This is a genomic window from Streptomyces sp. NPDC052114 (assembly GCF_040680155.1).
Lineage (GTDB): Bacteria > Actinomycetota > Actinomycetes > Streptomycetales > Streptomycetaceae > Streptomyces.
The window spans coordinates 215678-228550 of sequence record NZ_JBFAWC010000002.1; the positions used below are offsets into that span (position 1 = coordinate 215678).

The following is a 12873-nucleotide window of genomic DNA, read 5'->3' on the forward strand; positions in this document are numbered from 1 at the left end:
ACATGTGTGGCATCGCAGGCACGTACCGGTGGCCGGACGGGAAGGTCGTGACCGACCGGCTCACCGATACGCTCGCCCACCGTGGTCCGGACGGGGCGGGCCGGTACAGCCACCCCACCGGTGACGGCGACGTGCACCTCGGGCACCGCCGGCTGGCCATCATCGACCTGTCCGAGACCGGCGCCCAGCCGATGGTCTCGGGCGGTCTCGCCCTGACGTACAACGGCGAGCTGTACAACGCGCCCGAGCTGCGCGCCGAGCTGGCCGCGGCCGGGGCGCGCTTCCGGGGCACCTCCGACACCGAGGTGGTGCTTGAGGCCTGGCGGCGCTGGGGCACGGACTGCCTGCCCCGGCTGCGCGGCATGTTCGCGTTCGGCATCTTCGACGAGCGCACCGGTGAACTGGTGCTCGCCCGCGACCAGTTGGGCATCAAGCCGCTGTTCCTGCTGCGCCGCGGCGGGGGGCTGGTGTTCGCCTCCGAGCTCAAGGCGCTCGCCGCCGTGACCGGCGGATCACTGGAGGTGGACCACGGGGCGCTGGTGGCCTCGCTCCTCTACTACTGGGTGCCGGACTCGCGCTGCGCGTTCCGCGAGGCGGAGAAGCTGCCGCCGGGGAGCTGGCTGCGGATCCGGCCCGACGGCCGGGTGGAGCGCGGCCGGTACTGGAACCTGAAGGACGTCGCCGCCGAGGGCCAGGAGCGGGCCCGCAGCGGCGAACTGCCGGACCTGGCCGCCATCGTCGAGGAGTCGACCCGGCAGCACCTGCTGTCCGACGTCCCCGTGGCGACCTTCCTCTCCGGCGGCCTCGACTCCAGCTATCTGACCGCCCTCGCGGCCCGTCACCGGCCCGGGATCTCCGCCTACACCATCGGATTCCGCGCCGAGGACGCCAAGTTCGAGGCGATGCCGGACGACCTGCGCTACGCCCGGCGGGTGGCCGAGCGGTTCGGCGTCGACCTGCACGAGATCGAGATCGCGCCCAACGTCCTGGACCTGCTGCCGCAGATGACGTACAGCCTGGACGAGCCGATCGGCGACCCCGCCGCGATCAACACGTTCCTGATCTGTACGGCCGCCCGGGAGGCCGGGGTCAAGGTGATGCTCTCGGGGATGGGCGCCGACGAGCTGTTCGCCGGGTACCGCAAGCACCTGGCCAACCTGATCGCACTGCGCTACCAGCGCGTCCCGCGGCCCCTGCGGCGCGGGGTGTCCGCGGCCGTGGACCGGCTGCCGGTCGCCACGGCCCGGCGGGGGTACCGGTCGGTGCGCTTCGCCAAGCGGTTCCTCTCCTTCGCCGATCTGCCGGAGGAGACCGCCTTCCGGCGCAGCTACACCATGTACGACCAGGACGAACTGCTCGCCCTTGTCGATCCGGACCTGGCCGGGACGGTCGAGGACGTGCTGACCGAGCACGCGGACGTCTACCGGGACAACGACCTCGACGACTTCGTCAACCGCATGTGCCTGGGCGACGCGAGGATGTTCCTGCCGGGCCTGAACCTCACGTACACGGACCGCTCCAGCATGGCCGCGTCGACCGAGGTGCGCGTGCCGTACGTGGACGTCGAGGTGGTCAAGGCGGCGTTCGCCGTGCCCGGTGACCGCAAGATCTCCGGACGGCAGGGCAAGGCCGTCCTCAAGGAGGCGGCCACCACCATCCTGCCCAAGGAGATCGTCTACCGGCCCAAGGGCCTGTTCAGCGCCCCGCTGCGCGCCTGGATGAGCCGGGACCTGGCACCGCTGGTGCGCGAGGTGGTGAACGACGGGGTGCTCGTGAGTTCCGGGCTGCTGCGCCGCGAGGCGCTGGCGCGCATGGTCGCCGAGGACGCCGCCGGGCAGCGGGACTACTCCAAGCATCTGTGGCATGTGCTGACCCTCGAGTACTGGTATCGCGGCGCGACCTCTGGGTCCGGCCAGAGCACTCGTTTGACGGCTTAGGAATCAGAGGAGTTCGGGTGAAGCAGGTTGTGCAGAACTACAAGAGCGGCGAGCTGGCGGTGCTCGACGTGCCGGTGCCGGGGTGCAAGGCGGGCGGTGTGCTGGTCCGCAGCGCGTACTCGCTGATCTCCACCGGCACCGAGATGATGAAGGTGTCCGAGGCCGGCATGTCGATGCTGGGCAAGGCCCGTTCCCGCCCCGACCAGGTGGCCAAGGTCATGCAGAGCGTGGCCACCAACGGCGTGCCCGCCACCTATCGCAAGGTGATGGGCAAGCTGGACTCGTACACCCCCCTCGGCTACTCGCTGTGCGGGGTGGTCGAGCAGGTCGGCGCCGGGATCGACGACGTGAAGGTCGGCGACCTCGTGGCCTGCGCGGGCAACGAGCACGCGCTGCACGCCGAACTGAACTGGGTGCCGAAGAACCTCTACACCCCGGTTCCGGACGGCCTCGCGCCGCGGCACGCGGCCTTCGGCACCGTCGGGTCGATCGCGATGCAGGGCGTCCGCCAGGGGGAGCCCCGGCTCGGCGAGGTGGCCCTCGTCATCGGCCTCGGCCTGATCGGGCAGCTGGTGGTCCAGCTCCTGGCCGCCTCGGGAGTGCGGGTCGTGGGGGTCGACCCCGACCCGGCGCGCTGCGAGCTGGCCGAGGGCCTGGGCGCGGCGGCCTGCGGCGACCCCGCGTCGGCGGCGGTGGAGAGCCACGTCGCCGAACTCACCGACGGCCACGGCGTGGACCAGGTGTACCTGGCCGCCGGCGGCGGCAGCAACCAGCCCGTGGAGCTGGCCGCCCGGCTCTGCCGGGACCGCGGCCGGGTCGTCGACATCGGCAAGTGCCGCCTGGACCTGCCGTGGAACGCGTACTACGAGAAGGAGCTCGACGTCCGCTTCTCCCGCAGTTACGGCCCCGGGCGCTACGACCCGGAGTACGAACTGGAGGGGCGCGACTACCCGATCGGCTACGTGCGCTGGACCGAGCGCCGCAACCTGGCGTGCTTCCTCGACCTCCTCGCCCGCGGCAGCGTCGACGTGGAGCCCCTGGTCTCCCACATCGCCGACTTCGACGACGCCGTCGAGACGTACCAGAGCCTGAAGGACGGCGACCTGAAGGCCGTGGCCGTGCTCTTCCGCTACCCCGGACACCCGGTGGAAGCGGGGGAGGCCGAGGCCCCGGCGGTGGCCGTGCCCGCGGTGAAGCGCCCCGCCGGCCCGGCGTCCGCCCCGGCCCGGTCCGCCACGTCACCGGTGCGCCTGGCGTTCGTCGGCGCGGGCAACTACGCGACGTCGATGCTGCTGCCCCACCTGGCACAGCGCGAGGGCGTCGAGCTGTCGACCGTCGTCACCACCACGGCGCTGTCCGCGGCCAACGCCAAGCGGAAGTTCGGCTTCGCCGAGGCGACCACCGATCTCGACGCCGTGCTCGGCGACACGTCGATCGACGCGGTGTTCGTGGTCACCCGGCACAGCTCGCACGCCGCGCTGACCCGCAAGGCGCTCCTGGCCGGCAAGTCGGTGTTCGTGGAGAAGCCCCTGGCTCTCACCGAGGACGAGCTGGCGAGCGTGCTCGCGGCGGTCGAGGAGTCCGGCAACGACCGCCTCCAGGTGGGCTTCAACCGCCGCTTCGCGCCGCTGCTGACCGAGGCGAGGAAGCGGTTCGGCGCCCGGACCGGTCCGGCGAGCCTGCGCTACCTGGTCAACGCGGGGCAGCTGGGGCACGGCAGCTGGTACCTCCAGCAGGGCACCGAGGGCTCGCGGTTCGCGGGCGAGGGCGGGCACTTCATCGACACGGCGAGCTGGCTGCTCGGGGCCGACCCGGTCTCGGTGTACGCGGTCGCCGCGTCCGGCAACGAGGACCTCCAGGTCGTGCTGCGCTACCCGGACGGGTCCACCGCCACCATCAGCTACGTCACGACCGGAGCGCCCGGCTTCCCCAAGGAGACGCTGGACCTCGTCGCGGACGGCAAGGTGCTGCGGCTCGACGACTTCGTCCGCGCCTCGGTGTACGGCCGCAAGCGGTGGGTCAGTTCGCGGCTGCCCAAGGCCAGGGACAAGGGCCAGGAGGCCGAACTGGCCGCGTTCGTACGGGCGGTGCGGACCGGCGGCCCGATGCCGGTGCCGCTGGAGTCGCTGGTCGCCACCACCGCGGCCACTCTCGCGGTGCAGGCCGGTCTGGCCGCCGGCGCGCCGGTGACGCTGGCGAGGCCGTGATGACGATGAGCGCGGGCTGGTACCTGCGGCGGCTCTCCCGGATGGGGCCGCGGGAGATGGGCGGCCGGGCGGCCGACGCGGTGCGCAGGCGGCGGTGGCGGTCGGCGCGGCCGGACTGCCCGACCGTGACCGGTGCCCGGTTCACCTCGGTGCTGCCCGCAGGGACGCTCGCCGCGGTGCCGCCGGACGCCGCGAAGCGTCTCATCGCCGAGGCGGACCGGCTGATGGCCGGGCACGTCGAGTACTTCGGGGTGGTCCGCGACGACCTGGTCGACCCGGACTGGTGGTTCGACCCCAAGACCGGGCGCCGGGCCCCCTGGGGCTACGCCTTCGACGTGCCGTACCGCGACGAGGACGTGGTCGGCGACATCAAGCAGATCTGGGAGCCGTCCCGGCACCAGTACCTCACCGTGCTCGCCGCCGCCTACGCGCTCACCGGACACGAGCGGTACGCCGAGCGCGTGGCCGAGCACCTGCGGTCGTGGTGGGCGGCGAACGCGCCGCTGCGCGGGGTGCACTGGATCAGCGGCATCGAGCTGGGGATCCGGCTGCTGTCCTGGGTCTGGATCCGCCGGCTGCTCGCCGACTGGCCGGGCGCGAGCGGTCTGTTCGAGGACAACCCGGTGGCGGTGAACCAGATCTGGCACCACCAGCGCTGGCTGGCCGCCTTCCCCAGCCGGGGGTCCTCGGCGAACAACCACGTCATCGCCGAGGCCGCCGGGCAGCTCGCCGCCGCCTGCGCGTTCGACTGGTTCCCCTCCTCGGCGCGGTGGCGGGGCGGCGCACTCGCGTCCCTGGAGCGGCAGCTGCGCGGCAACACCTTCGGCTCCGGGCTCAACCGCGAGCTGGCCACCGAGTACCACGGACTCGTCCTGGAACTCGGCCTGGCCGCGGTGGCCGAGGCGGACGCCGCGGACGTGCCGGTGCCCCGGACGGTCCGGCTGGTGCTGCTGCGGATGACCGACGCGCTCGCGGCCGTGGTCGACGACCGGCTGCGGCCGCCCCGCCAGGGGGACGCGGACGACGGGCACGGTCTGGTCGTCGACGGCGCGGGCACCGACCGCTGGGCCTCGCTCCTCGCCACCGGGGACGCGGTGTTCGGGCGGCTCGACTGGTGGCCGAAGGTGACCGGCACCGACGTGCGCACCCCGCTGCTCGCCGCGCTCGTCCGGCCGTACGCGAAGACCGGGACCGCACCGGCCGTCTCCCGCCCGGCGAGCCGGCCGGCCCACTTCGCCGACGCGGGCATGAGCGTCCTGCGCGGTCCCGGGGGGATCTGGTGCCGCTGCGACGGGGGCCCGCACGGCTTCCTCTCGATCGCCGCGCACGCCCACGCGGACGCGCTGTCCGTGGAGGTCCGGCACGACGGGGTCGACGTGCTCGCCGACCCGGGGACGTACTGCTACCACGGGCAGCCCCTGTGGCGGCAGTACTTCCGGTCGACCCTCGGGCACAACACCCTGCAACTGGACGACGGCGACCAATCTGTCTCCGGCGGCCCGTTCCTGTGGACCCGGCACGCCCGCAGCCGTGTGCTGGCCGCGCCGGCCCCCGGGGACGACGTGGCGCGCTGGAGTGCCGAGCACGACGGCTACCCGTGCTCCGTGCACCGCCGCCGGGTCGAACTGACGTCGCAGACACAGGAGTTGAGGGTGGTCGACGAGGTGCGCGGACCGCGCAGGGCGGCGCGTCTGGCGTTCCACCTCGGCCCCGCGGTCACCGCGGACCTGGTGGGGAACCGGGCCGTGCTCACCTGGACCCGGGACGGCGAGGACCGCTCCGCGGTGCTCGACCTGCCCGGACAGCTGAGCTGGCGGGCGCACCGCGGTGAGAGCGACCCGCCGCTGGGCTGGTACTCCGCGGGATTCGGGCGCAAGGAACCCGCCACCACGCTGGTCGGCACCGGATTCGCCGACGGCGCCGAGGGGTTCACCACCGTACTCAGGTTCCAGGACTAGGGAGGGCGCGTGGGGAGGATCATGTGGCGGAACCGAGCCTGGCCGGCGGCGCTGGTGCTGCTGGCGGCGACCGGTTGTGTGAACGGCACCTCGGACACCCCGGCGGCGGAGCCGAAGGCCGCGACGGCCACACCCGTGGCCCGGGTGTGCGCCAAGCCCGCGGCCGGTCCCGCGAAGGCGCCCGAGGGAGCGGTGACGGTCGACCCCGCGAAGGTCGGTGACCTGGCCGCGAAGACCCGGAGCAACCCCGCGAACACCACGTTCTGGCTCCGCCCCGGCACGCACAGGCTCGACCCGGACCGCTACGCCCAGGTCATCCCCAAGAAGGGCAATCGCTACCTCGGGGCGCCGGGCGCGGTGCTCGACGGACGCAAGAAGAACCAGTACGCGTTCGGCGGCAGCGCCCCCGACGTCACCATCGGCCATCTGACCGTGCAGCGTTTCGTGGCACCCCAGGACCAGGGCGTGGTCAACCACGACTCGGCCGACGGATGGGTGATCGAGGACTCGACGATCCAGCACAACTCCGGCGCCGGGATGATGGCCGGTGCCCGCCAGCAGGTCCGGGACAACTGTCTGCGCGAGAACGGTCAGTACGGCCTGAACGCGTACAAGCCCAAGGGCGGCATCACCGGCCTGGTGGTCGAGGGCAACGAGATCGTCGGCAACAACACCCACGACTGGGAGCGGCGGCGCAAGGGCTGCGGCTGCACGGGGGGCGTCAAGTTCTGGGCGGTCGACGGCGCCGACGTGCGCGGCAACTGGGTGCACGACAACCGCGGCACCGGCCTGTGGGCGGACACCAACAACAACGACTTCCGCATCGAGAACAACGTGCTGGAGAAGAACGACGGCGCCGCGCTGATCTACGAGACCAGCTACAACGCGGTCATCCGGAAGAACATGATCCGGAAGAACAACTGGGTCGAGGGCCGCAGGTTCGCCGAGCGCGGCGACAACTTCCCCTTCGCGACCGTCTACGTGTCCGAGTCCGGCGGTGAACCACGTGTCCGGGCCCGCACCAAGAAGATCGAGATCTACCGGAACGTGCTGGAGAACAACTGGTCGGGCATCACCCTGTGGGAGAACGCCGACCGGTTCTGCAACAGCCCGGCCAACACCTCGGGCGGTGACTGCACGCTGCTGGTGAAGGACACCGACCGGTGCGCGCGGCCCGCGATCACCACCTCGCCCCTCTACGACGACTGCCGCTGGAAGACCCAGCGGGTCGACATCCACGACAACCGCTTCGTGCTGGACAAGTCCGTCGTCGACTGCACGGCGAAGTGCGACCGCATGGGCCTCCTCGCCAACTACGGCACCTATCCGAACTGGTCGCCCTACAAGGGCGAGCGGGTGGCCGACGCGATCACCCGCAAGCAGCACAACCGCTGGCACGACAACGTCTACCGCGGAACCTGGAAGTTCGTGACCCACGACCCGAGCCGGGTGCTCGACTTCGGGCAGTGGCAGAACGAGCCGTACCAGCAGGACAAGGGCAGCACCCTGCGCGCACGGGGCGGTGGCTGAGATGGGCGCCGACCGCACACCGAAGATCGTCGGGACCGTCTGGGGACTGCTGGTCCTCAACACGCTCGGCTCCGCGGGGGCGAAGACCGTCATCCCGCTGCCCCGCTCCCTCATCCAGATGGTCACCATGGGCGCGCTGGTCGCCGCGTTCACGCTGGCGCTCGCCGTCAATCTCCGCCTGCGCATCCGGGCCGGCGCCTTCCTGCTCCTGCTCACCCTGCTGCTGGTGCCGAGCGTGCTCTCCAGCGCCGACCTGGAGTCCGGCTTCGGCGCGCTGTTCCGCTGCGCCCGGCTCGCTCTCTTCATCGGCACGCTCTGGCTGGTCAGCCGCTGGTGGGACGGCAGCGAGACATTCGTCCGGCACCACATCCGAATGTATTTCGCGGTGCTCGGTTCGGTGGCCGCGGGCCTGGTCGTCTCCCCGGGGGCGGCCATGCCCGAGCTCTACGGCGGACGCCTCGTCGGCGCGCTGTGGCCGCTCACGCCGCCGCAGATCGGACAGTACGCCGCGGTGATCATCGGGCTCACCGTGCTGCTCCTCCTGGGCCGCAGGACCGACAGGGTCAGCGCGGCGGTGGTCATCGTGCCGTCGTTCGTGCTGCTCGCGCTGACCCACACGCGGACGGCCACGCTCGGGCTGCTCGTCGGCCTCGCGGTGGCGATCGGCTCGCTCGTCCTGACCAGCGCCGCCGCCCGCCGGTTCTTCGCCTGGACGGTGGTGTGCGTCGTGGTGGCCGTGGTGGGGTTCAGCTCCGCGCTCCAGGTGTGGTTCCTGCGCGGGCAGACCCAGGAGAACCTGTCCAACCTCACCGGCCGGGCCAAGGTCTGGGACGCCCTGCTGGCGGCCCCCCGGTCGGCCGCGGAGCAGCTGTTCGGCGCGGGCCTCGGCGACAAGTCGTTCGGCGGGCTGCCGATCGACAACAGCTGGCTCGCCGTCTACCAGGAACAGGGGCTGATCGGCGTCACCCTGGTGTCGGCGATCTTCGTCGTGCTGGGCGGCGTCGCGCTGCTGCGGCCGCCGTCGCTCGCGCGGGCCTGCGCGATCTTCCTGATCACCTACTGCGCGATCGCGTCGTACACCGAGGCCGGCCTCGGCGACGCCTCGCCGTACCTGCTGCATCTGGCCGTGGCCGCCTCCCTGCTCGCGGCACCCGCACCCGCACCGGCCACGGCGCTCCCGGCGCCCGCGGCCCCTCGACGACACGTCCCGCGCTGGGCACGGGACCGGGAGGTGACCTGAGCATGCACGTCCTCGTGGTGCACAACCGCTACGCCTCGGCACAGCCGAGCGGGGAGAACAAGGTCGTCGACCAGGAAGTGGCACTGCTGCGCGCGGCCGGCCACCGGGTCGAGGTCTTCGAACGGCGCAGCGACGACATCGCCGCCCGGTCCCTGCCGGCCAAGGCCCTCGTGCCGTTCGTCGTGCCGTGGAACCCGGCCGTCCGCTCGGAGCTCGCCGCCCGGCTGCGCACCGAACGCCCGGACGTGGTGCACGTCCACAACGTCTTCCCGCTCCTGTCGCCCGCCGTGCTCGCCGCCTGCGCCGACGCCGGTGTGCCCGCCGTCGCCACGCTGCACAACTACACCCAGATCTGCCCGCCCGGCACGCTGCAGCGGGACGGCAGGCCGTGCACGGAGTGCGTCGGCACGTCGGTGCCGCTGCCCGCCGTGCGGCACGGCTGCTACCGCGGCTCCCGCCTCGCGACGGTGCCGCTCGCGGTCAGCCTGTCGGTCAACCGGCGGCGGTGGTGGTCCGGCGTGGAGCGGTTCTTCTGCATCTCCGGGGCGCAGCGCGAGGTCCTGGTGCGGGCCGGCATGCCCGCCGAACGCCTCGTGGTGAAGCACAACTTCGTGCCGGACCCGGACGACCGCCGCACCGGCGACGGCGAGCATCTGCTCTATCTCGGCCGGCTCGCGGAGGCCAAGGGCGTACGCCTGCTCATGGCCGCGTGGGACGAGCTCGCGGCGAGCGGCGGTGTGGGCGTGCCGCTCGTGATCGCCGGCACGGGGCCGCTGGAGCAGGAGGTGACCGCCTGGGCGGCGGGCCGGGACGACGTCCGCTACGTCGGCCTCTGCGACACGGCGGAGTGCCGCAAGGCCATCGCCGGGTCGGTCGCCGTGGTGGCGCCCTCGACGTGGCTGGAGGCGTTCGGCCTGGTGGTCGTGGAGGCGATGGCGGCCGGGGTCCCGACCGTCGCCGCCGGTCACGGCGCCTTCGTCGAACTCGTCGAGGACGGGGTGACCGGGCTGCTGCACCGGCCGGGCGACGCCGGTTCGCTCGCGTCCCGCATACGCCGGATCGCGGCCGACCAGGGCCGCAACCGGGAGATGGGCCAGGCGGCCCGGCGCCGTTACGAGCAGGGCTTCAGCCCGGCCGTCGGCCTGGAGCGCCTGGAGGAGGGGTACCGCACCGCGATCGCGGTGCGGTCCGGCGACGGGGACAGCCCGCCGCCGTCAGGAAATGGAAACACCGGCCCGCGACGGGGCACCCGCGCGGGCAGGGGGGATAGGGGCAGTAAATGACACGATGCCGACTCTGCGGCTCGGCGACGCTGGCGAGCGTCGTCGACCTGGGGGCGACCCCGCCGTGCGAGAGCTTCCTCGCCGCGGACCGACTGGACGAGCCGGAGCCTGCGTACCCGCTGCACCTGCGGGTCTGCACCGACTGCTGGCTCGCGCAGATTCCTCCGCTGATCACGCCGGAGGAGACGTTCAGCGAGTACGCCTACTTCTCCTCCTTCTCCACCTCCTGGGTGGAGCACGCGCGCACGTTCGTCGCCGACGCGGCGGAGCGGGTGGGGCTCGGCCCCGACGCCTTCGTGGTCGAGGTCGCGAGCAACGACGGCTATCTGCTCAAGCACGTGGTGGACCGGGGGATCCGCTGCCTCGGCATCGAGCCGTCGGTGAACGTCGGCGCCGCGGCGCGGGACGCGGGCGTGCCCACGCTCACGGAGTTCCTGAGCCCGGAGACCGGCTCGGCCGTCCGCGCCGAACACGGCCCGGCGGACCTGGTCGTGGCCAACAACGTGTACGCGCACATCCCCGACGTCGTCGGATTCACCGAGGGGCTGCGCGCCCTGGTCGCCGACGACGGCTGGGTCTCCATCGAGGTGCAGCACCTGCTGACCCTCATCGAGGAGAACCAGTACGACACGATCTACCACGAGCACTTCCAGTACTACACCGTCGCCTCCGCGATCCGGGCGCTCGCCAGCGGCGGACTCGCCCTCGTGGACGTCGAGTTGCTGCCCACCCACGGCGGCTCCATCCGGCTGTGGGCCAGGCCCGCCGAGGCGGCGGGCGAGCCGAGCCGGCGGGTGACCGACGTCCTCGACCGCGAGAAGGCCGCCGGGCTCCAGGAGCTGTCCGGGTACACCGAGTTCTCCGCCCGCGTGGCCAAGGTGCGCAGGGACCTCCTGAAGTTCCTGATCGAGGCGGCCGAGCGCGGCGAGACGGTCGTCGGCTACGGCGCCCCGGGCAAGGGCAACACCCTGCTCAACCACTGCGGCATCCGACCCGACCTGCTCGCGTACACGGTCGACCGCAACCCCTACAAGCACGGCAGGTTCACCCCGGGCACCCGGATCCCGATCCTGCCGCCCGAGCAGATCGCCGCCGACAAACCCGACTACGTCCTCGTCCTCCCGTGGAACCTGCGGGCCGAGCTGGTCGAGCAGCTGTCGTACGTGCACGACTGGGGCGGCCGCCTGGTCTTTCCCATCCCGGAACTGAGCATCGTCGAGGTCGCGTCCTTGAAAGAGGTCACAGCATGAAGGTCGTCCTGTTCTGCGGCGGTTACGGGATGCGGATGCGCAGCGGCGCCGCGGACGACGTGCCCAAGCCGATGGCGATGGTCGGCCCCAGGCCGCTGATCTGGCACGTCATGCGCTACTACGCGCACTTCGGCCACACCGAGTTCATCCTCTGCCTCGGGTACGGCGCCCACCACATCAAGAACTTCTTCCTCAACTACGAGGAGACGACGTCCAACGACTTCGTGCTGCGCGGCGGGAAGACCGAACTCCTCTCCACCGACATCTCGGACTGGACGATCACGTTCGCGCAGACCGGCGTCGAGTCGCCGATCGGGGAGCGGCTGCGCCGGGTGCGCCACCACCTGGACGGCGACGAGATGTTCCTCGCCAACTACGCCGACGTGCTCACCGACGCGCCGCTGCCCCAGATGATCGACTCCTTCGCCGGGCGTGACGCCGGCGCGTCGATGATGGTGGTCCCGCCGCAGTCCTCGTTCCACTGCGTCGACCTGGGCGAGGACGGCCTGGTGGGCGGCATCACCGCGGTGAGCGAACTGCCGCTGTGGGAGAACGGCGGCTACTTCGTGCTGCGCCAGGAGGTCTTCGACCACATCCCGGAGAACGGTGACCTGGTCGCCGACGGCTGCGCCCAACTGGCCAAGCAGGGACGCCTGGTGGCCCACCAGCACCGCGGCTTCTGGAAGCCGACCGACACCGTGAAGGAGCGGGCCGCGCTCGACGCCGCCTACGCCCGTGGCGACCGCCCGTGGGCCGTGTGGGAGCGGGACGCCGCCGGAGCGCGCACGTGATCCGGCTCGGGGCCGGGCCCCTGGACCGGATCGTCGCGGTGGGCGCGCACTGCGACGACATCGCCATCGGCGCGGGCGGCACGCTGCTCGCCCTGTGCCTCGCGCGACCGGGCATCCGCGTCGACGCGCTGGTGCTCTCCGGCGGTGGCGGCGAGCGCGAGCAGGAGGAGCGGGCCGCGCTCACGGCCTTCTGCCCCGGCGCCGACCTGCGGCTGACCGTGCACAAGCTGCCGGACGGCCGGCTGCCCGCGCACTGGGAGGAGGCCAAGGCCGCGGTCGAGGAGCTGCGCGCGCAGACCGAGCCGGACCTCCTGCTGGCCCCGCGCACGGACGACGCGCACCAGGACCACCGCGGCCTGGCGCGGCTGATGACCACGGCGTTCCGCGACCACCTGGTGCTCGGCTACGAGATCGTCAAGTGGGACGGCGATCTCGGCCGTCCGGCCGCGTACCAGCCGCTGTCGCCGGAGATCGCCGAACTGAAGGTGGCGCTGCTCCAGGAGCACTACCCCTCGCAGCGCCACCGGCCCTGGTACGACCGGGAGGCCTTCCTCGGCCTCGCGCGGATCCGCGGCATCGAGTGCCACGCGCGCTACGCCGAGGCGTTCGCCGTCACCAAACTCACGCTCGACCTGGGCACTTCGAACCTGAGCACTTCCATTCTGGGGGATTGAACC

At 72.2% G+C, this 12873-nt stretch carries 9 protein-coding genes; all 9 read left to right on the forward strand.

What is annotated here, in order from left to right; genetic code table 11:
• Positions 1–2: 2 nt before the first annotated feature.
• From asnB to AB0L89_RS05170, 9 genes are read left to right on the forward strand one after another with little or no spacing between them, the layout of a single operon-like run.
• Positions 3–1937 (forward strand): asparagine synthase (glutamine-hydrolyzing), encoded by a 1935-nt coding sequence (gene asnB, locus AB0L89_RS05130; RefSeq protein ID WP_365134502.1) that lies wholly within the window; start codon positions 3–5, stop codon positions 1935–1937.
• Between the two features lie 17 nt (positions 1938–1954).
• Positions 1955–4144 (forward strand): bi-domain-containing oxidoreductase, encoded by a 2190-nt coding sequence (locus AB0L89_RS05135; RefSeq protein WP_365134505.1) that lies wholly within the window; start codon positions 1955–1957, stop codon positions 4142–4144.
• Positions 4144–6102, forward strand: a complete 1959-nt coding sequence (locus AB0L89_RS05140; protein ID WP_365135572.1) for an alginate lyase family protein — start codon at positions 4144–4146, stop codon at positions 6100–6102. Before AB0L89_RS05135 ends, AB0L89_RS05140 begins: the two co-directional genes overlap by 1 nt.
• A gap of 21 nt (positions 6103–6123) precedes the next feature.
• Positions 6124–7632, forward strand: coding sequence for a right-handed parallel beta-helix repeat-containing protein (locus tag AB0L89_RS05145; protein ID WP_365134508.1), 1509 nt, complete (start codon positions 6124–6126; stop codon positions 7630–7632).
• Position 7633: 1 nt separating this feature from the next.
• Positions 7634–8872, forward strand: coding sequence for an O-antigen ligase domain-containing protein (locus tag AB0L89_RS05150; protein ID WP_365134511.1), 1239 nt, complete (start codon positions 7634–7636; stop codon positions 8870–8872).
• Positions 8873–8874: 2 nt separating this feature from the next.
• A complete protein-coding gene (locus tag AB0L89_RS05155) occupies positions 8875–10155 on the forward strand; it encodes a glycosyltransferase family 4 protein (protein ID WP_365134514.1) in 1281 nt (426 codons plus the stop codon).
• Positions 10152–11405 (forward strand): class I SAM-dependent methyltransferase, encoded by a 1254-nt coding sequence (locus tag AB0L89_RS05160; RefSeq protein ID WP_365134517.1) that lies wholly within the window; start codon positions 10152–10154, stop codon positions 11403–11405. Before AB0L89_RS05155 ends, AB0L89_RS05160 begins: the two co-directional genes overlap by 4 nt.
• Complete coding sequence (locus AB0L89_RS05165; protein ID WP_365134520.1) at positions 11402–12196, forward strand: glucose-1-phosphate cytidylyltransferase; 795 nt, start codon at positions 11402–11404, stop codon at positions 12194–12196. Before AB0L89_RS05160 ends, AB0L89_RS05165 begins: the two co-directional genes overlap by 4 nt.
• Entirely contained in the window at positions 12193–12870 is a 678-nt protein-coding gene (locus tag AB0L89_RS05170) for a PIG-L family deacetylase (protein ID WP_365134523.1), read from the forward strand. Before AB0L89_RS05165 ends, AB0L89_RS05170 begins: the two co-directional genes overlap by 4 nt.
• Positions 12871–12873: the final 3 nt, after the last annotated feature.

Excerpts from the sequence above, each read along its gene's own strand:
- asnB (WP_365134502.1), top strand. The coding sequence starts at position 3 with ATGTGTGGCATCGCAGGCACGTACCGGTGGCCGGACGGGAAGGTCGTG.
- AB0L89_RS05140 (WP_365135572.1), top strand. The coding sequence starts at position 4,144 with ATGACGATGAGCGCGGGCTGGTACCTGCGGCGGCTCTCCCGGATGGGG.
- AB0L89_RS05145 (WP_365134508.1), top strand. The coding sequence starts at position 6,124 with ATGTGGCGGAACCGAGCCTGGCCGGCGGCGCTGGTGCTGCTGGCGGCG.
- AB0L89_RS05150 (WP_365134511.1), top strand. The coding sequence starts at position 7,634 with ATGGGCGCCGACCGCACACCGAAGATCGTCGGGACCGTCTGGGGACTG.
- AB0L89_RS05155 (WP_365134514.1), top strand. The coding sequence starts at position 8,875 with ATGCACGTCCTCGTGGTGCACAACCGCTACGCCTCGGCACAGCCGAGC.
- AB0L89_RS05160 (WP_365134517.1), top strand. The coding sequence starts at position 10,152 with ATGACACGATGCCGACTCTGCGGCTCGGCGACGCTGGCGAGCGTCGTC.
- AB0L89_RS05165 (WP_365134520.1), top strand. The coding sequence starts at position 11,402 with ATGAAGGTCGTCCTGTTCTGCGGCGGTTACGGGATGCGGATGCGCAGC.